General features: G+C 58.5%; 16 protein-coding genes and 1 tRNA gene. 11 read left to right on the top strand and 6 right to left on the bottom strand.

Features of this window, described 5'->3' with window-relative positions:
• The coding region (locus AAC035_RS06465; RefSeq protein ID WP_339801481.1) for a LysM peptidoglycan-binding domain-containing protein at nt 1-924 on the bottom strand (924 nt) is incomplete at its 3' end.
• Between the two features lie 429 nt (nt 925-1353).
• On the opposite strand from AAC035_RS06465, the gene def reads away from it, so the two are divergent.
• The 9 genes from def (at nt 1354) to AAC035_RS06420 (ending at nt 11462) form a co-directional block, all read left to right on the top strand.
• A complete protein-coding gene (gene def, locus AAC035_RS06460) occupies nt 1354-1860 on the top strand; it encodes a peptide deformylase (protein ID WP_339801485.1) in 507 nt (168 codons plus the stop codon).
• Nucleotides 1861-2043: 183 nt separating this feature from the next.
• Nucleotides 2044-2973, top strand: coding sequence for a methionyl-tRNA formyltransferase (gene fmt, locus AAC035_RS06455; protein WP_339801477.1), 930 nt, complete (start codon nt 2044-2046; stop codon nt 2971-2973).
• 2 nt (nt 2974-2975) lie between these two features.
• Complete coding sequence (rsmB, locus tag AAC035_RS06450; RefSeq protein WP_339801475.1) at nt 2976-4310, top strand: 16S rRNA (cytosine(967)-C(5))-methyltransferase RsmB; 1335 nt, start codon at nt 2976-2978, stop codon at nt 4308-4310.
• Nucleotides 4307-5680, top strand: coding sequence for a Trk system potassium transporter TrkA (gene trkA / locus AAC035_RS06445; protein ID WP_339801472.1), 1374 nt, complete (start codon nt 4307-4309; stop codon nt 5678-5680). The genes rsmB and trkA overlap by 4 nt, the downstream gene beginning before the upstream one ends.
• Before the next feature lie 29 nt (nt 5681-5709).
• Nucleotides 5710-7158: a TrkH family potassium uptake protein gene (locus AAC035_RS06440; RefSeq protein WP_339801470.1), complete on the top strand. Its 1449-nt coding sequence runs from the start codon at nt 5710-5712 to the stop codon at nt 7156-7158.
• Nucleotides 7159-7268: 110 nt separating this feature from the next.
• Nucleotides 7269-8297, top strand: coding sequence for a glycine--tRNA ligase subunit alpha (gene glyQ, locus AAC035_RS06435; RefSeq protein WP_339801468.1), 1029 nt, complete (start codon nt 7269-7271; stop codon nt 8295-8297).
• 2 nt (nt 8298-8299) lie between these two features.
• Nucleotides 8300-10378, top strand: coding sequence for a glycine--tRNA ligase subunit beta (gene glyS / locus AAC035_RS06430; RefSeq protein ID WP_339801466.1), 2079 nt, complete (start codon nt 8300-8302; stop codon nt 10376-10378).
• A 97-nt stretch (nt 10379-10475) separates the two neighbouring features.
• Nucleotides 10476-10552: transfer RNA gene (locus AAC035_RS06425), tRNA-Pro, on the top strand.
• A gap of 319 nt (nt 10553-10871) precedes the next feature.
• On the top strand, nt 10872-11462 hold the full coding sequence (locus AAC035_RS06420) for a 2-hydroxychromene-2-carboxylate isomerase (RefSeq protein ID WP_339801463.1): 591 nt from the start codon (nt 10872-10874) through the stop codon (nt 11460-11462).
• A gap of 46 nt (nt 11463-11508) precedes the next feature.
• Here the strand turns inward: AAC035_RS06420 and AAC035_RS06415 are convergent, their stop codons facing one another.
• Both AAC035_RS06415 and AAC035_RS06410 read right to left on the bottom strand, forming a co-directional pair.
• Complete coding sequence (locus AAC035_RS06415; protein ID WP_339801460.1) at nt 11509-12603, bottom strand: porin; 1095 nt, start codon at nt 12601-12603, stop codon at nt 11509-11511.
• A 483-nt stretch (nt 12604-13086) separates the two neighbouring features.
• Nucleotides 13087-14199 carry a PilT/PilU family type 4a pilus ATPase gene (locus AAC035_RS06410; RefSeq protein WP_339801457.1) on the bottom strand — a complete coding sequence of 371 codons (1113 nt, stop codon included), beginning with the start codon at nt 14197-14199 and terminating at the stop codon, nt 13087-13089.
• 140 nt (nt 14200-14339) lie between these two features.
• Between AAC035_RS06410 and AAC035_RS06405 the strand changes: the two genes are divergently transcribed.
• Nucleotides 14340-15623 carry a diguanylate cyclase gene (locus AAC035_RS06405; protein ID WP_339801454.1) on the top strand — a complete coding sequence of 428 codons (1284 nt, stop codon included), beginning with the start codon at nt 14340-14342 and terminating at the stop codon, nt 15621-15623.
• Here AAC035_RS06405 and AAC035_RS06400 read toward each other — a convergent pair.
• On the bottom strand, nt 15617-16015 hold the full coding sequence (locus AAC035_RS06400; RefSeq protein ID WP_339801452.1) for a globin: 399 nt from the start codon (nt 16013-16015) through the stop codon (nt 15617-15619). The two genes, AAC035_RS06405 and AAC035_RS06400, sit on opposite strands and share 7 nt — an antisense overlap.
• Nucleotides 16016-16175: 160 nt before the next feature.
• Nucleotides 16176-16607 carry a MaoC family dehydratase gene (locus AAC035_RS06395; protein ID WP_339801449.1) on the bottom strand — a complete coding sequence of 144 codons (432 nt, stop codon included), beginning with the start codon at nt 16605-16607 and terminating at the stop codon, nt 16176-16178.
• Nucleotides 16608-16751: 144 nt separating this feature from the next.
• Between AAC035_RS06395 and AAC035_RS06390 the strand changes: the two genes are divergently transcribed.
• Nucleotides 16752-18182, top strand: a complete 1431-nt coding sequence (locus AAC035_RS06390; protein WP_339801447.1) for an NAD-dependent succinate-semialdehyde dehydrogenase — start codon at nt 16752-16754, stop codon at nt 18180-18182.
• 322 nt (nt 18183-18504) lie between these two features.
• On the opposite strand, the gene AAC035_RS06385 is transcribed toward AAC035_RS06390, so the two are convergent.
• The coding region (locus AAC035_RS06385; protein WP_339801444.1) for an ATP-binding cassette domain-containing protein at nt 18505-19261 on the bottom strand (757 nt) is incomplete at its 5' end.

The raw sequence follows: 19261 nt of genomic DNA, 5'->3' as shown, positions 1-19261 counted from the left end.
CAGCAGACCCGCCCGCTCCGAGGGTAGCTGTACCATTTCCCGGGTGTAGGGGTCGCGGGCCATGTTGCCGGTCTGGAACACCGCCAACACGTTGCCAACTTCAAGACCTTCGCGGCTGCCACGGTTGATGACCACCACGTTGTACTGCCCGATCTGGGTCACACCACCCTCAACCGCAATCATCACACCGCTGATCTCGTCAGCCGGTGCACTGGGCACAAAACTGGTATTGATCCGGCGGTCTTCGCTGGCCAGCAGACGGTCACCGATGCGGACTTCCTCCCGGGAGCGGGTCAGGCGCATGGTCAGCACATCGTCATTTTCCGCGATAACGTCGCCACCGCCGATGGCCCGCGCCTCAAGACCGAGAAACTCGTTGGTTTCCGGATCGACATACCGATTGTTCTGGCGAAAAATCCCCAGGCTCCGGGCCGGGGCTTCGCCACGAGCGTAAACCCGGTCGCCGGCGCCGGTGACAATACGACCTTCCTCGCCTTCCAGCACATAGGGTGCGCCTTCGATTTCTTCCTGGGTCACAATGCGTGTGTCGCTCAGGAAACTGCGGATGGCGTCCAGCGGAATGGCAGGAATCGGCGTATCAATAGGTTCAGAGCGTACTTGCGGAGACAGACGAACCACGCCACTGCTGGCTTTGGTCAGCTGCGGACGGCCGTCGATATAGACCAGCGCCAGCTCATCACCCGGATAGATCAGGTGAGGGTTGGCAACCTGGGGGTTTACGTGCCAGATCTCAGGCCAGTACCAGGGGTTGGTCAGAAAACGAGATGAAATATCCCACAGAGTGTCACCCTTGACCACTGTATAGCGCTCGGGATGATCAGACCGGAATTCCGGACCTTGCGCCAATGCCCAGGAGGTGACCAGCAGCATCACGGCTGCCAGCGCGTACCGCAATTTCCTCATTATTTAAGTCCTTGATCGCGTGCCTGTTCTTGGTTTACTGCCGGCATTCACCTGCCTGGCGCGGTGTGTCGCAGGAGCAGGAACTCCGCAACCGTTCAATTATCCATTGCCCCTACTATAGAAGAAAGCCGGAAAATTGTGACCTTATCATTGGATGTTACAGTAAATTCTGACTATCGGCTGATCAGTTTGTATTCAATGACGCTTCTGGTGGATAATACACATATTAAACGCGGTTATCCTGTTGATTGCACAGTCGACGCCCTGCCTTTCAGTCAGTTATCTGGTCATGATAGTCAGCAGGGCAGAAAAAGCGCAGTACCTGGTCGCATTTTTGTGACGCGGCCTTTGTAATAGCGTCTCCGGATGACCAATAACTGCTTCCGCAATTGCGGAAACCGTTTTGTCAGGCACAGGTCAGTAAGAGTTATTATGATTCTCGACATTCTTGAATACCCGGATCCACGGCTGAGAACCATTGCCAAACCCGTCGATGAAGTCACCGATGAGATCCGCGAGCTGATCGATAACATGTTTGAAACCATGTACGACGCCCCCGGAATTGGCCTCGCCGCTTCCCAGGTCAACGTCCACAAGCAGGTGGTCGTGATTGATCTGAGTGAAGACCGCAGCGAGCCGCTGGTTCTGATCAACCCGCGGGTTGAGGTACTTGATGGCGATCTTCAGGATATGCAGGAAGGCTGCCTGTCGGTTCCCGGTTTTTATGAGGACGTCAGCCGGATCGAACACGTTCGGGTAACAGCACTGGATTACAACGGCCAGCCCTTTGAAAAGGAGGTTACCGGCCTGCTCGCGGTGTGTATTCAGCATGAGCTGGATCATCTGAACGGCAAGCTGTTCGTGGATTACCTCAGCGCACTCAAGCGCAACCGGATTCGCAAAAAGCTTGAGAAGCAGCACAAGAAAAGTGCCTGAGCCGACGGCAACTGACAGAATGCGCAGAACCGGGTGTTTCCACCCGGTTTTTTCGTTTGCATCACCGTTGCCATCACTACCGCTGTCACCGTAAGGGGATTTTCGCTGTGGGCCCGGATACAACCGCCACCACAGCGGTCAATCGCAGTTCCGGATACGGTATCAACAAAACAGGATCTCACTGTGCGACTTGTGTTTGCAGGCACCCCCGATTTCGCAGCCACGGCGCTCACTGCGCTGCTGGCCGCAGGCCATGACGTGGTGGCCGTGTATACCCAGCCTGACCGGCCGTCCGGTCGTGGCCGCAGGCAACAGCCTGGTCCGGTCAAGGAGGTGGCCATGGCGGCCGGTATTCCGGTCTTTCAGCCTCTGTCTCTGAAAAATCCCGAGGATCAGGAAGCACTCCGGAAACTGGCGCCTGACCTGATGATTGTTGCCGCCTACGGACTTATTCTGCCACAGGCCGTGCTGGATATTCCCCGCCTTGGCTGCCTCAACATTCATGCCTCACTACTGCCCCGCTGGCGGGGTGCAGCGCCGATTCACCGGGCCATCGCCGCAGGCGACACCAAAACCGGAATCACCATCATGCAGATGGACGCCGGCCTCGACACCGGTGCCATGCTGCTCAAACGGTCGGAAGCCATTCGCCCTGATGACACCGGCGGCAGCCTTCACGACCGGCTTGCAGCCCTCGGGGGCGAAGCCATTGTTGAGGCTCTCGGCCAGCTTGACCAGCTGACAGCGGAACCGCAGGACAACAGCCTGGCCAGTTATGCCCACAAGCTGGACAAGAACGAAGCCCACATCGACTGGCAGGCTGACGCGGACACCATCAGTCGTCTGGTCCGTGCCTTCAACCCCTGGCCCGGCACCGACTGCAACCTCGACGACCAGCGTATCCGCATTCACCAGGCCGATGCCATCAGCCACCAGGGCAACCAGCCAGCCGGTACCGTGCTGGCCCGGGATCGCCACGGCATCGACATCGCCTGCGGTGAGGGCGCACTGCGAATCACCCGGTTACAACTGCCCGGCGCCCGCGCCATGTCGGTTTCAGATCTGATCAACGGCGGCAAACCGGTGCTGATGCCGGGACAGGTGCTGCAGTAACCATGGCCTATCATCCCATCAGAGAACTTCCGATACGGGCACTGGCCGCCGAGGTATTACTGGCTGTGGAGTCAGGAGAGTCGCTGTCCCAGGCGCTGCCACGGGCCCAGCAGGATATTGATCCGGACCTTCGCCCCCAATTACAGGCCCTCTGCTACGGAGTCTGTCGCTGGTTTCACCGGCTTGACGGTGAGCTGGGCCAGCGCCTGCGCAAGCCGCTGCGCAAACAGGATCGCAACGTCCACCTGCTGATGCTGGTGGCACTGTTCCAGCTGCGCTACAGCCATAACCCCTCCTACGCCATTCTCAACGAAACCGTCGAAGCCTGTCGGGCACTGGGCAAAAGTCCACTGACCGGACTGGTGAACGGTGTTCTGAGAGCGGCTGAGCGGGAAGGAGAGCCAGACAGCGACATCCCGGTGGTGCGCTTCAGCCACCCGCAATGGATGATCGCCAAGCTGCAACACAACTGGCCGGACCAGTGGCAGGCCATCCTGGAAGCCAACAATACCCAGGCTCCCATGACCCTGCGGGTCAATGGTCGCCACGGCAGCCGTGACCAGTATCTCCAGCGCCTGGCCGACAGCGGTCTCGAAGCCCGGGCCACGGCCTTTGCGCCCTGGGGCATTCAGCTGGCCAACCCGGTGGCGGTGGACCGGCTGCCGGGTTTTGCCGAAGGTGACGTCAGCGTGCAGGATGAAGCCGCACAACTCTGCACCCGGTGGCTGCAGCCACAGGCCGGGCAGCGTATTCTGGATGCCTGTGCCGCGCCGGGGGGCAAAACCTGCGCCATCCTTGAAGCCTGTGACAACCAGGCCGAGGTTATTGCCATCGACCAGTCTGCCGACCGCCTGCCCCGGATTCAGGAAAACCTTGACCGGCTTCAGCTCTCGGCCACACTGAAGGAGGCTGATGCAGGCGACACTTCCAGCTGGTGGGACGGAGAACCTTTTGACCGTATCCTGCTGGACGTTCCCTGCAGCGCCACCGGGGTTATCCGTCGCCATCCGGACATCAAACTGTTGCGCAGGGAAACCGACATTACGCCCCTGGCGGGTATTCAGCTGGGGTTGCTGGAACAACTCTGGGCGACACTCAAACCCGGCGGCCGACTGCTGTACGCCACTTGCTCGGTGTTTCCTCAGGAAAACAGCCGGATTATCCAGCGTTTTCTCGACAAGGAGCCTCAGGCCCAGCTGCTGTCAGAGGATGCACCCTGGGGATCGGATACCGGCTACGGCCGCCAGCTGCTGCCCGCTCCGGACAGCCACGATGGCTTTTTTTACGCCTGCCTGATCAAGGGCAGCGACACTCCTGACCAGGATAACAGGCCATGAAAATCATCATTCTCGGCGCCGGCCAGGTCGGCGGCAGTCTGGCAGAAAATCTGGCCAACGAGGCCAATGACATTACCGTAGTGGACAGTGACGGCGTGCGCCTGCGTGAGCTGCAGGACCGGCTTGATATCCGCACCGTGCAGGGTCGTGGCTCCTATCCCACGGTGCTGAGGCAGGCCGGCGCTGACGACGCCGACATGCTGATTGCTGTCACCAACAGCGATGAAACCAATATGGTGGCCTGCCAGGTCGCCTATTCCCTGTTCAAGACCCCTACCAAGATCAGCCGGATACGGGCGAACGCCTATCTGGCCCGCAAGGAACTCTTCGGCGAGACCGGTTTTCCGGTAGACGTACTGATCAGCCCGGAACATCTGGTAACCCAACACATTACGCGGCTGATTGAATACCCGGGCACCCTGCAGGTGCTTGAATTCTCCAAGGGCCTGGTCAGGCTGGTAGCGATCCGGGCAACCGAGGGTGGCCCGCTGGTGGGCCATGAGTTGTCCTACCTGCGCACTCACATGCCACGGATAGAAACCCGGGTGGCGGCCATTTTCCGTAAAGACCGGGCCATCATGCCCCAGGGCAGTACGGTGATTGAAGACGGTGACGAAGTGTTCTTTATCGCCGGTGCCGACCATATCCGCTCGGTCATGAGCGAACTGCAACCGCTGGAGCGTCCCTACAAGCGGATTTTTATCTGCGGCGGCGGCAACATCGGCCAGCGTCTTGCCCATACCCTGGAAGGCCGTTACAACGTCAGGTTGCTGGAGCGGGACCGTGAGCGCTGTGTGATGCTGTCGGAAAACCTGCGCAAGACCATCGTGCTGGAGGGCAACGCCGCCAACAAGGATCTGTTGCTGGAGGAAAACATCGAGAACACCGATGTTTTCTGTGCCGTAACCAACGATGACGAAGCCAACATCATGGCGTCACTGCTGGCAAAACGTCTGGGCGCCCGCAAGGTTCTGACCCTGATCAACAACCCGGATTATGTAGACCTGATCCAGGGCGGTGAAATCGACGTCGCCATCTCGCCCCAGCAAACCACCATTGGCAGCCTGCTGACCCACGTGCGGCGCGGCGACGTAGTGAGTGTTCACTCGCTGCGCAGAGGCGCTGCGGAGGCCATTGAAGCCGTCGCCCACGGTGACCATCGCTCATCCCGGGTGGTGGGGCGACGGCTGGATGAAATCAAGCTGCCGACTGGCACCACCATTGGCGCCATCGTCCGCGACAACGAAGTGTTCATCGCTCACGACCACCTGCGTATAGAGCCGGACGATCACGTGATTCTGTTCCTGGTGGACAAAACCCGGATCCGGGAAGTTGAAAAGCTGTTCCAGGTCGGCCTGACCTTCTTCTGACCATGATGAGCCACGGGGCCCACTGAGCCATGCGCTTACCCTTGATTGCCAAGATTCTTGGCCTGCTGATAATGCTGTTCAGCCTCACCATGCTGCCGCCCCTGGGCATTGCCCTGTTGTTTGAGGATGGTCAGTGGGAGCGTTTTTTACATGGTCTGGGCATTGTCTTTTTTGGCGGACTTTTGCTCTGGCTGCCATTCCGGGGAGTGACCGGCGACCTGCGAATCCGGGATGGCTTCCTGATCACCACCCTGTTCTGGGTGGCGCTCAGCGTAGCTGGCTCGATCCCATTCTACCTGAGCAGCAATGCGCCCTATACCTACGTGGATTCGCTGTTCGAGGCAGTCTCGGGACTCACCACCACCGGCGCCACCGTTATCATCGGCATCGACACCCTGCCGGAATCCATGCTCTGGTACCGCCAGCAACTGCAGTGGCTGGGCGGCATGGGTATTATCGTGCTGGCGGTGGCGATACTGCCCATGCTGGGCATCGGGGGCATGCAGCTGTATCGGGCCGAGGTACCTGGCCCGGTCAAGGACAACAAGCTGACACCCCGTATCGGCGAGACCGCCAAAGCGCTCTGGTACATTTATCTGGCGCTGACCATTGCCTGTGCCCTCGCTTACTGGGCGGCGGGTATGAGCTGGTTTGATGCCATCGGCCACAGCTTCTCTACCATAGCGATTGGCGGCTTTTCGACCCACGACGCCAGTATCGGCCACTACAACAGCTCGCTGATCGAGATGATTGCTGTAGTGTTCATGATTATCGCCGGTGCCAATTTTGCCCTTCACTTCATGGCCTTCCGCAATCGTAGCCTGAGTGCCTATGGCCAGGACCCCGAATTCCGCTTCTATTTCACCATTCTGGCGGTGGTCAGCCTGATCACCATAGCGGTGCTGATAGGCACCGCGACCCTGGATCCCTATAACGCCGTCTTCAAGGGAATCTTTCAGGTGGTATCTATCGCCACCACCACCGGCTTCGGCGCCGCGGACTTCAGTCAGTGGCCATTAATGCTGCCGTTCATGCTGTTTATCCTGGCGTTCATGGGTGGCTGTGTCGGGTCTACCGGCGGTGGTCTGAAGGTCATGCGAGTATTACTGATTTACCGACAGGGCTCCCGGGAGATCAAACGCCTGCTGCACCCGAACGCGGTCATTCCGGTCAAACTGGGTAACCGCCCGGTGTCAGACCGGGTGCTGCAGTCAGTCTGGGGTTTTTTCTCGGTATACATGTTCATGTTCGTCGCCATGCTGGTCATTCTGCTGGCCACCGGGCTGGATCAGGTCACTGCCTGGACCGCCGTAGCTTCTGCCATGAACAACCTCGGTCCTGGCCTTGGTGACGTTGCCTACCATTATGGCGGACTGAACGACGTCGCCAAATGGGTGCTTTGTTTTGCCATGCTGCTGGGCCGGCTGGAGGTATTTACCCTGCTGGTGCTACTGACGCCGGCATTTTGGCGAAGATAGCGGTACAGGCTTAGAAATACACCGGCTTCGCGCGTATAATACCGGCCTCTCAATGCGGGCCGGTCATCAGCCGCTGCCGCAACATTTGAACCGATCAGCAGGCAACCGTCGTGACAGACAAGGCAACCAACACTACAAGTCCGGACATCAGAACCTTTCAGGGTCTGATCCTGGCACTACAGAATTTCTGGGTACAGCACGGCTGTGTGGTGCTCCAGCCCCTGGACATGGAAGTAGGTGCCGGCACCTTTCACCCGGCGACGTTCCTGCGGGCCATCGGCCCCGAAACCTGGAACGCTGCCTATGTGCAGCCCAGCCGTCGCCCCACCGATGGCCGTTACGGCGAAAACCCCAACCGCTTGCAGCATTACTATCAGTTCCAGGTGGTCCTGAAACCATCGCCGGACAATATTCAGGAACTTTACCTGGATTCCCTGAAAGCTCTGGGGCTGGACCCGCTGGTTCACGATATCCGTTTTGTGGAAGACAACTGGGAATCGCCCACCCTGGGTGCCTGGGGTCTGGGCTGGGAAATCTGGCTCAACGGCATGGAAGTCACCCAGTTCACCTATTTCCAGCAGGTGGGTGGTCTTGAATGTTACCCGGTAACCGGCGAACTGACTTACGGTCTGGAACGGATTGCCATGTACCTGCAGGGCGTCGACAGCGTGTATGACCTGGTCTGGACCAACGGACCCGACGGCGTGGTGACTTACGGTGATGTGTTCCACCAGCAGGAAGTGGAGATGTCCACGTATAACTTTGAACATGCCGACACCGATTTCCTGTTTCACAGCTTTGATGTCCACGAACGTGAAAGCGCCCGCCTGATCGAAGCCGGTCTGGCACTGCCGGCCTATGAGCAGGTGCTGAAGGCATCCCACACCTTCAACCTGCTGGATGCCCGCCACGCCATTTCCGTGACCGAGCGCCAGCGCTTTATCCTGAGGGTACGCACCCTGGCCCGGGCCGTGGCCCAGGCCTACTTCGACAGTCGCAAGGCCCTGGCCTTCCCGCTGGCGCCCGAGGCCCTGCGTAACGAAGTGATGGCTGCCACAGAGGCCGCTGCCGAAGCCGGCAAAGGCAAGGGCAAGAACGGCAAAAAAGCCGGGAAAGATGCCAAGAAGGGGAATGCGTAATCATGGCTACTCAGGATTTTCTCGTTGAACTGGGCACCGAAGAACTACCACCAAAGTCCCTGAAAACACTGTCGGATGCCTTCACCCGGGGCATTGTTTCCGGTCTGGAAAGCGCTGGCATCAGCTTTGGCTCGGTAGAAGCCTTTGCGGCCCCCCGCCGCCTTGCCGTACGGATTCGCAAGCTCGAAGATGCCCAGCCTGACAAGTCTGTCGAGAAAAGAGGACCAGCGGTGCAGGCGGCCTTTGACGACGCCGGCAACCCGACCCGGGCCCTGGCCGGTTTTGCCACCTCCGTGGGCGTGACTCCCGACCAGCTCGATACCCTGGAAACCGACAAGGGTGCCTGGGTGGTCTACCGTACCGTCGAAAAAGGCCGGCCCACGGTGGAGCTGATGCCGGAACTGGTCGAACAGTCCCTGGCAGGGTTGCCCATCCCCAAGCGCATGCGCTGGGGCGCCCACCGCATCGAGTTTGTGCGTCCGGTACACTGGCTGGTGCTGATGTACGGTAATTCGGTGATCGAAGCCCCGGTCATGGGCCTGACACCTGGCAATGAAACCCGTGGTCACCGCTTCCATTGCCCCCGTAACCTCATCATTCCCACCCCCAATGATTACGAGGTGGTGCTGAAAGAAGAAGGCCATGTCATCGCCGACTTCGCCGAGCGTCGCGAGATTATCCGCAAGGGTGTCAGACGGGTGGCGGAACAGGAAGTATCCGGTCAGGCGGTCATTGATGATGATCTGCTGGACGAAGTCACTGCCCTCAACGAGTGGCCGGTGCCATTGCTGGGCCGCTTCGAGGAGCGCTTCCTGGATGTGCCCGCGGAAGCCCTGATCTCCTCCATGAAGGAGCACCAGAAGTATTTCCACGTGGTCGACAAGAGCGGGCACATGCTGCCGGTGTTTATCACGGTCGCCAACCTGGAAAGCAAGGATCCCGGCCAGGTGATTGCCGGTAACGAGAAAGTGATCCGGCCACGATTGTCGGACGCTGCTTTCTTTTACGACACCGACCGCAAGACAGCACTGGCGGACCGCATCGAGCGGCTCAAGCCCATCGTCTTTCAGGACAAGCTCGGCAGCATCTACGACAAGTCCGTGCGGGTTGCGGCCCTGGCCAGCAAGATTGCCACTGCCATTGGCAGTGATCCGGCCCTGGCCGAGAGGGCGGCCATGCTCGGCAAGACCGATCTGGTCACCGAGATGGTGCTGGAGTTTACCGATCTGCAGGGCATCATGGGCGAATATTACGCCCGTAATGACGGCGAGCCGGAAGACGTCGCCCGGTCCCTGAACGAGCAGTACATGCCCCGCTTTGCCGGCGATGACCTGCCCGCCACCCTGACCGGCTGTGCCGTGGCGATTGCCGACCGCCTGGATTCACTGGTGGGTCTGTTCGGTATTGGCCAGCCACCCTCTGGTACCCGTGATCCGTTTGCGCTGCGCAGGGCCTCTCTGGGTGTGCTGCGGATTATCATCGGACGGGAACTGCCGCTGGACCTGCAGACCTGCTGTGAATGGGCGGAGCAGAACTTCAGTAACCTTTCTGAACAGCACACCGCCACCACCGTGGTGGACTATATGCTGGAACGCTTCCGTGCCCACTATGAAGAGCAGGGCATCGGTGCCGAGGTGTATCTGGCGGTTCATGCCCGCAGACCCACCCGGCCGCTGGATTTCGACCGCCGGGTGAAAGCCGTCGATGCCTTCCGCAAACTGCCGGAAGCCCAGGCGCTGGCCGCCGCCAACAAGCGGGTGTCCAATATCCTCACCAAGCAGGGCGACGCCACTGTTGAGGAGGAAATCGACAGTGGCTTGCTGCAGGATGCGGCCGAATTTGCACTGGCGGAACAGGTACTGGCCCAGGCCAATACCGTACTGCCACTGTTCGAGAAAGGCGACTACGCCGCGGCACTGAGCTCGCTGGCGAGCCTGCGGGCGCCAGTGGACGCTTTCTTTGATGAGGTAATGGTCATGGCCGACGATGCCGCCGTGCGCAACAACCGGCTGGCGCTGCTGAACCGGCTGCGCAACCTGTTCCTGCGGGTGGCAGACATCTCGTTGCTACCGGGAGCCTGATCCCTGCGAGGCCAGTTTCCTCTCAGCTCCGCAGCCGGCATTTTGTGCTGCGGGGCTGGTAAAGCAGCCCTGATTACGTATAATACCGGCCGTAATTCGGCGTGTGGCGCAGCTTGGTAGCGCACTTCGTTCGGGACGAAGGGGTCGCAGGTTCGAATCCTGCCACGCCGACCATTTTTATCCCGCCTTTTCCCCGTATTATCAGACTCTTGATATCCTTTCATTGCGCACAGCCAGGCTGTGGCCAGCCATCGCATTGGTAATCCAACCCGCAAGCTTCGCCACAACGTCTTCGTTGCAGCCGGACAAGTCCGCTATCTGTGTCAATCGGGGCTGGCAGACGCTTTTACACTCAGCTGAATCAAGTTTGTCACCTCCGACTCTGGCCATGAGCCATCACAACGGCAACAACAGCCGAAACACCACTATTTCAGGAGATTTTGCCACTGGGGTGCTACCCTTGAGTCACTATTGAGAACTGAGACCTATAACAATGACAAAAACCGTGGAACTCTACTGGGATCCGGCAAGCACCAATACCTACTTTGCGTTCAAACTGTTGCAACCCGTACTGAAACGCACCGGAGCCCGCCTCGAATTACACCCGTTCAATCTGGGCTATGTATTCCGCAAGCATAACTACGTGCTGATGGACGAACCACCGGCGAAACTGGCCAATCGCAAGCGGGACCTGATGCGCTGGGCCAATAAATATCAGCTGCCATTCCGTTTTCCTGATGTCTTTCCCATCAAGACCAGCCGTATTCTGCGGGGTGCTCTTGCCATGCGGCAATGGGGGCTGGAGCTGGCCTATACCGAAGCGGTTCTGGACGCTTACTGGGAGCAGAACAATCATCACATTGCCGATTACGAACGCCTGTGCGGACTGGTCGAGATGCTGGGAGCCAACGGTAAGGCGTTTGAACGACTGAGCGAAAGCGAGGGTATTCGCCAGCAACTGGTGGACACCACCAACCGGGGACTGGAACGAGGCGTGTTCGGCGTGCCCAGTATATTCGTGGGCGATGAACTGTTCTGGGGCAAGGACCGGATGGAATTTGTTGAGGACGCTCTTAACGAATAATGCCCGGCCGCGTTAAAAGCGACCGGGCACTACAAAGCACCACAGTTTACCAGCGGAAGCGGGCACCTACACCGTAGGTCATGCTGGACTCGAGACTCTTGATCTCGTCATGCATAACCGCAGCGTAAAGATCGAAATTACCGCCGAAGTAATGGTCGTAGCCAACGGTCGTAGTGTTACGCTCGTCGTCCATATCGTCACCAAAGTCGGACATACCATACGCCACTTTCACTGCGCCGCTGGGGGTTGGTACCCGGACGCCTGCGGTGAAGGTATCGATATCGGCATCACCGCCGGTCAGCTCGGTTTCCATGTACTGGTACTGACCAAAGATCTTGGCTGCACCGAAGTCGTAGCTGGCACCAAACATCATCGCCATCTGGTCTTCAAGTACGCCCAGACCGGAGAAGCTGCCGAGAGGCCCCAGGCCACCCCCGTTTGCATTGGGCGCAGTGGCCGCACCAGCGTCCACCTGGTAGCCAGACAGGGTCATGCCAAAGCCACCGGTGTTATACAACAGATGAAAGCCCATCTTGTTGTCGCCGCTTTCGCCCGGCTGCTCACCAAAGGCGTACACCACACTGCCTCGCAGGCCATTGACGCTGGGCGAGTAATAGGCAATGGAGTTGCTCCAGCCAGAGTCGCCAGCAACGGGGCCAAACAGTCCACCAGAGTAGGTGTGCAGGATGGTGGGTGAGAACGCAAAAGAGCCGCCAAAGGAGTTGAAGAAGACGTTCGGCAGGTAGTAGGGCGCAGTATTGCGGCCGGCGGTCACCTTACCGTATTTACCCTGCAGACCGACGTAGGCACTGCGGGCAAAGAAGGTGTCGCCATTGAAACGGCCATTGTCACCCACATCCGGACGCAGGAACATTTCCAGCGCCGCGACGCCAGTCAGTCCGTCCATAAGCGGCATTGTACCGCTCATGCCGGCAAAGGAAGTGTTCATGCCGCCGGAGTCCAGTTTCAGGGTGGAATCGGCAGAACCCGGGTTTTCGACACTGCCCGCCCACACGTCCAGTTCGCCGTAGAAGGACAGCTTGGCCTTACCCATTTCCATTTCAACCGCGGATGTTCCGGCACTGGCCAGTAACAGCGCGCTCGCCCCCAGCGTGGTCGCCAACTTGGTGTTTCGTCTCATGGTTACTTCCTTTATAGATTTGAGTTGAACGTTGCTGTCTGAACCGATGTCACGGGCAACGGCCTCCGGGCTCTTGTTTCAACCGGATGGTCAGGGTTTCGTTAACTCGCCAGTTAACCCTGGTTCCGGGTGACGTCCCTGTGGAGCGCCAATGTCGTGTTATAAGCGGAAAAATTCATGACTTTTCCGGCATCTGCTATCAGCTCATCCTGAATACAGTCAGGCCTGTAGTCTGCAATCAGACTGCATCCCCGGCAGCACTGAAGCAAACCGCAGACCAACTATGATTATTGTTTCCTGATCAACCGGTTAGGTTTTCGGCGCACCAAAGGCGGGCAGTAAATCACAGAGTGACATAAATGTGAAATGCGCCAAAGCCGTGCAGAATGAGGACAGATAAAGACCATGTTCACCGGAAAAGGGCACAACCGGAGCGTTAGGGAGAAGGTAAAGGCAGGCCTGGGCAGCCCGAGCAATAGCTGTTCAGCTATCCCTCAGCACTTTCATTTCCGACTCTTCCGCGCTAAACCCTCGCTCGAGGCGGGTTCGGAGCAGAAGATCCGTGCGGGAATCCGCATTACGAAGTGCTTCATCAAGACTGATGGCACCCTGCTCGAAGAGCTCGAACAGGTGCTGGTCAAAGGTCTGAAGACCCTGCTCACGGCCACGGGTGATCGCGGTCCTGAGGTCATGCAGGTCACCACGGCTAATCAGGTCGGTGATGTAAGGGGTACGCAACAACAGCTCCACCGCCGGCAACCGGCTTTTGGTCTTGCCCGCAATCAGGCGTTGCCCGATGACCCCTTGCAGGTTCATGGCGACGTCGCCCAGCAACTGCTTCCTGGCCTCCTCCGGGAACAGGTTCAGCATCCGCTCCACAGCGTGGACGGTATTGGTGGCATGCAGGGTAGCCAATACCAGATGGCCTGTTTCACTGTAGCGTAAGGCCTGCTGCATGGTCAGCCGGTCACGGATTTCGCCGATCATGATGACATCCGGCGTTTCCCGCAGAACATTGCGCAGGGCTTCTTCGAAACTGTGGGTGTCGAGCCCGACTTCCCGCTGATTCACGATCGACTTCTTATGGTGGTGGAGAAACTCGATCGGATCCTCGATACAGATAATGTGGCCGGCGTGATGCTGGTTGCGGTAGTCGATCATTGAGGCCAACGTCGTGGATTTACCGGAACCTGCGGCACCGATCACCAGCACCAGGCCCCGGTCCAGCATCACCAGTTCCCGAAGTTTTTCCGGCAGCCCCAGCTCGACTATATCCGGTATTACGTTATTGATGTGGCGCACAACCATCGCCACCTCACCACGCTGATAAAAGACATTCACCCGGAAGCGACCGATTTCGGGCACCCCGATACCCAGGTTCATTTCCAGGTCCCGCTCAAACTCCGCTGCCTGTTTCTGGTTCATCAGCTGGTAGGCCAGCTGTTTCACCGATCCGTTCTCCAGTACTGGTGCATTAAACGGAATAAACCGGCCATGACGCTTCATGGTCACCGGTGCGCCAACACTGAAAAAAAGATCAGAGCCTTCCTTGGTCACCATGGTATGGAGATACTTGAACACGTCCACCAATGTCATTCCTCCGGGTTGCGGCAGCCACGGAACAGACCGCAGACATACAATTGTAAAATCAGGTTAGCGTGCAGATAGTATGCTTCTTTGCAGGTTACCAGCCATAGTATGATCGAAAAACCTAATATCACCGCCCGGGTCATGCCATGCAACTCTCTGCCGAAACCCGCCTGAAAGCTATCATCGATGGTACTCAGGCCGGAACCTGGGAATGGAATCTCCGGACCAACGAGGTCATTTTCAACGAGCGTTGGGCCACCATGCTGGGCTATCAGCTGGAGGCACTGACACCCATCCGGTTTTCCAGCTGGCAGGCGCTGACGCACCCTGAAGACCGCATCATGGCGGAAGCTGAACTGCAGAACTATCTGCAGGGCAATCGTCCGAACTTTGACTGTGTCATAAGGATGCGCCATCAGGATGGCAACTGGCGGTGGATTCATACCCGGGGCAAAGGTCTCTCGGAGCAGGCGGACGATCACGACACCTGGATCTTCGGCACTCATATTGATGTAACGGAAGAAAAGGAATCCCAACTCCGGCTGCAGACGCTTGCCCAGTCACTGCCAGGCATCATCTACAGTTTTGTGATGGAGCCGGATGGTGATTTCTATTTCACCTATGTCAGCGACAAGTGCCTGGCCTTTTACGGACTGAGACCGGATGAAATTGTTGCCAATGCCAATCTGCTGTTCGAGCGAACCCATCCCGATGACCTGGAAGAGGTTCACAGGACCATCGCCAGCTCCTGCGCCAACCTGACAGAATGGCGATGCCAGTACCGGCTGTTCGCCAACAATGGCATGCGCTGGTTCGAGGGCATCTCACAACCGTCCCGGGAACCCGATGGCCGGGTGCTCTGGCACGGCATGGTTATGGATATCACTGAACGCAAAAGCCTGGAACTGAAACTTGAACATCTGTCAGTAACAGATGGCCTTACCGGCCTCTTCAACCGTCGTCACCTGATGCGGTGCCTTGAAGACCACATTGCTACCGGGCTCCGTTACAGCACCGGATTTTCAGTGATCTTCATGGACATTGATTTCTTCAAGTCCATTAACGATACCATGGGCCACCCGGTTGGAGATCAGGTGCTGCAACAGGTGGCGCGGCTGCTGGACGGACGGATACGTAAAACCGACATTCTGGCCAGGACCGGTGGCGAGGAATTCATGATCCTGCTGCCGGCCACCAGCGAGATCGACGCCGGCCAGGTTGCTGAAACCCTGCTGGCATCTGTTGCCGCTGAACGATTTGAAAGCGAAGACGGCACCGTGTTCAGTGTCACCATGAGCGCAGGGGTACTCGCCTGGTCACCGGAGCTTAGCCTGAAGGAGCTCATGTTCACCTGCGATCAGTGCCTGTACCGCGCCAAACGCAATGGCCGTAATCAGGTTGTGGTTGCCAGAAAGGCCACGGATCAGTAGGCGCCGCGAATCAGCTCGATACCCGGGCCAATCACTTCCCGCCAGTCCTTTTCCAGTTGCGGCGTGTATTCCGGATCATGGGTCCGCACCGTCCGCATCAGTGCATCCAGCCACAGGCTGTACCACTGAGGGTCGATATTATAGTGATCCCGGTTATGGCTTTCCCCAAGCGCCCTCAGCTTCCGGTCTGACATGCCCCTGGCGTGAAGAATAAGCTGCATGATGCCGTTGCGCAGCAGGTGACGCTGGGCTTCCATGTCGGTATTGGCAAAACGCCGGCGGATGGTGTCGGAGCTGCTCATGAAATTGGCGTAGAACTCCACGAAAAACAGCTCGCTGCGACAACAGCGGCCATAACTCTGAAACACCTGATCAGTCTTGAGACGGTCCATGCCAGCTTCCTCCGGTACCTTGGGTCATTTTCAAAGGGGAAGAATTATCCTCTTTCGCTGATCAGGCTTCCATAACGAATTGTTACTGAACGTATTTACTACGACTAAAGGCTACTGCCCCGAGGCATTCTGATCTCCCGGGGCCCAGGCACCTTTCTGATCAGACCGGCTTGCGGTCCACCATGTTGGTAGCTTCACCTTCCGCGACCACCTTGCCTTTCACCGTGCAGACGGTTTCCAGCTTTACCCGCCGGCGGCGTTCATCGATTTCGGTGATGGTGGCTGTGGCCGTGACGGTATCACCGATCAGTACCGGCGCCTTGAAGCGAATCTGCTGGTCAATGTAGATGGCACCAGGGCCTGGCAGGCGGGTGCCCAGAACGGTGGAAATCAGGCCGGCGCTGAACATTCCGTGCACAATGCGCTGTTTGAACGGGGTCCCGGCAGCAAATTCCTCATTGAGATGGACCGGGTTGTCGTCGCCGGTAATGCCCGCAAACAGCACTACGTCTGCCTCGGTGATGGTTTTGGCGTAGCTGGCGCTCATGCCAACACTCAGGTCTTCCAGATAATAGCCGTGCAGGTCACTCATGGTGCTTATCCTTTTTTAGGGTTGATCTTTGTGCCTGTAAGCTTATAAATAGGCTCATCAACAGAACAGTATTTTTTGCAGATCGCGGTTTTGCCGCGAACGCTGATTTTTCATCGTCATCGGACAATAACAAGGCATCTCAGTATGTATATTAACGGAGCATGGGTCGAGACCGACCAGCGTTTTACTGTCACCAATCCCGCCAACGGCGAAGCTATCGGCGAAGTGGCCAACGCCGGTCCCGAGCATATTGAAGGCGCCATCGCCGCCGCCCACGACGCCTTCGCCAGCTGGCGCAAGACCACTGCCTATGAACGGTCTGCTCTGCTGTACCGGGCCTGGCAGCTGATGCTCGAGCAGAAGCAGGAACTGGCGGAGCTGATGACAAAGGAGCAGGGCAAGCCCCTGAAAGCCTCACTCAATGAGGTTCAGTACGGTGCTGACTTCCTGCTCTGGTTTGCCGAAGAGGCCAAGCGTCTGTACGGCCACAGCATTCCCTCTGCCCGCGCGGACCAGCGCTTCTGGGTGCAGAAGCAGCCGGTGGGTGTGGTGGGTGCCATTACGCCCTGGAACTACCCCATCTCCATGATCACCCGCAAGGTCGGCCCGGCCCTGGCGGCAGGCTGCACCGTGGTGCTCAAACCGGCGGAGAGCACGCCGCTGTGCGCTATGGCCATGTTCCGGATTTTTGAACAGGCCGGCTTCCCGAAGGGGGTACTGAACCTGCTGACCACCGAAGACCCCCGTCCGGTGGGCAACGCCTTCTGTGACGATCCGCGGGTCCGCAAGATCACCTTTACCGGCTCAACCGCCGTCGGCAAACTCCTCAATGAACGGGCCGGCCGTCATATCAAGCGGGTATCCATGGAACTGGGCGGCCACGCACCGGCGCTGGTGTTCGCGGATGCCGACCCGGTGCACGCGGCCAAGGGGCTGTCGCTGGTGAAGTTTCTCAATACCGGCCAGGCCTGCATCAGCCCCAACCGTATTCTGGTGCAGCGGGAGGTAATGGCACCGTTCCTGAAGGAGCTGGGCAAGCGCATTGCCGCCATGAAAGCCGGTAACGGCATGGATCCGGACACCCGTATCGGGCCGCTGATCAACGAAGCAGCCATCAGCAAGGTTGATAACCAGGTAAAAGATGCCCTCAGCAAGGGTGCCAGCCTGCTTGGCGGTGGTGAGCGTCTGCTGACCCCGGAACTGGCCGGCGGCCACTTCTATGCCCCCACCTTGCTGGCCGATGTGTCCCCGGAGATGCTGATCTATCGGGAAGAAACCTTTGGCCCGGTGGCTGCAGTGGTGCCCTTTGATACCGAAGAAGAGGCTCTGGCCATGGCCAATGACACCCACTATGGACTGGCTGCTTACGTTTACACCGAGAACCTGTCACGGGCCATGCGAGTGTTTGAGGGTCTGGATTTCGGCATCATTGGGATCAATGACATCAACCCCACCAGTGCGGCGGCACCTTTTGGCGGCATGAAGGAAAGCGGCCTCGGCCGGGAAGGCGCCCAGGCCGGTATCGAGGAATATCTGGAGACCAAGCTGGGGGGTATTGCGGTGGCGGGGGGCTGAGGCCCCAGTCCATTTGGCAGACACCTCATATCTCCGTTCGTCCTGAGCCTGTCGAAGGGGCGAAGGATGAGACCCCGGAGTTTGCGCCCTTCGACAGGCTCAGGGCGAACGGAGTAAATGCAGACAGGCCAACCTGAAACTCCGTTCATCCTGACCCTGAGCTTGTCGAAGGGGCGAAGGATGAGTTTCCCTGAGTTTGCGCCCTTCGACAGGCTCAGGGCGAACGGGGATTTAAGTAAGCCCTCCTGTCACTGATCCATAAGCCCTCAGCACCACAATTTCGTTCGCCCTGAGCCTGTCGAAGGGCGCCAAAACCGAACTTTCAGTCTTCACCAAGCACATCCTCCCGCTGACGCTGTTGCTGGTTCCACAGCTCCGCATAACGGCCTCCGGCCGCCAGCAACTCCTGATGGCTGCCCCGCTCGGCAATCCGGCCGGCGTCCATCACCAGAATGGTGTCAGCGTCGCGGACGGTCGATAGCCGGTGAGCGATCACCAGGGTGGTGCGCCGCTGGCTGACCTCGTTCAAAGCATCCAGAATGGCCTGTTCGGACACCGAGTCCAGGGACGAGGTGGCTTCGTCCAGAATCAGGATGGGCGGGTTCTTGAGGATCACCCGGGCGATGGCCACCCGCTGTTTTTCACCGCCGGACAACTTCAGGCCGCGCTCGCCGACCCGGGTATCCAGGCCGTCTGGCAGGCTTTCCACAAAGCGCTCCAGGTGTGCCATTCGTATCGCTTCCAGCACCTCCTCCCGGGAAGCCTCCGGTCTGCCGTAGGCGAGGTTGCTGTAGAGGGTATCGTTGAACAGCACGGTGTCCTGGGGCACCACCCCCATGGCCGCCCGCAAGCTGTCCTGGGTCACCGTGCGTATATCCTGTCCGTCGATGGTGATGCGACCCTTTTCCACATCAAAGAACCGGAACAGCAGGCGGGCGAGGGTGGATTTACCCGCACCGCTGGCGCCCACCACCGCTATCTTGTGACCCGCCGGTATCTCGAAACTGATCTCATGAAGAATCGGCCGGGCCGCCTGATAGGCAAAAGAAACACCCTCGAAACGCACCTGGCCGCCGTGG

It is taken from the genome of uncultured Marinobacter sp. (genome assembly GCF_963974375.1).
GTDB lineage: Bacteria > Pseudomonadota > Gammaproteobacteria > Pseudomonadales > Oleiphilaceae > Marinobacter.
This window is presented reverse-complemented; position numbering and strand designations above follow the sequence as displayed.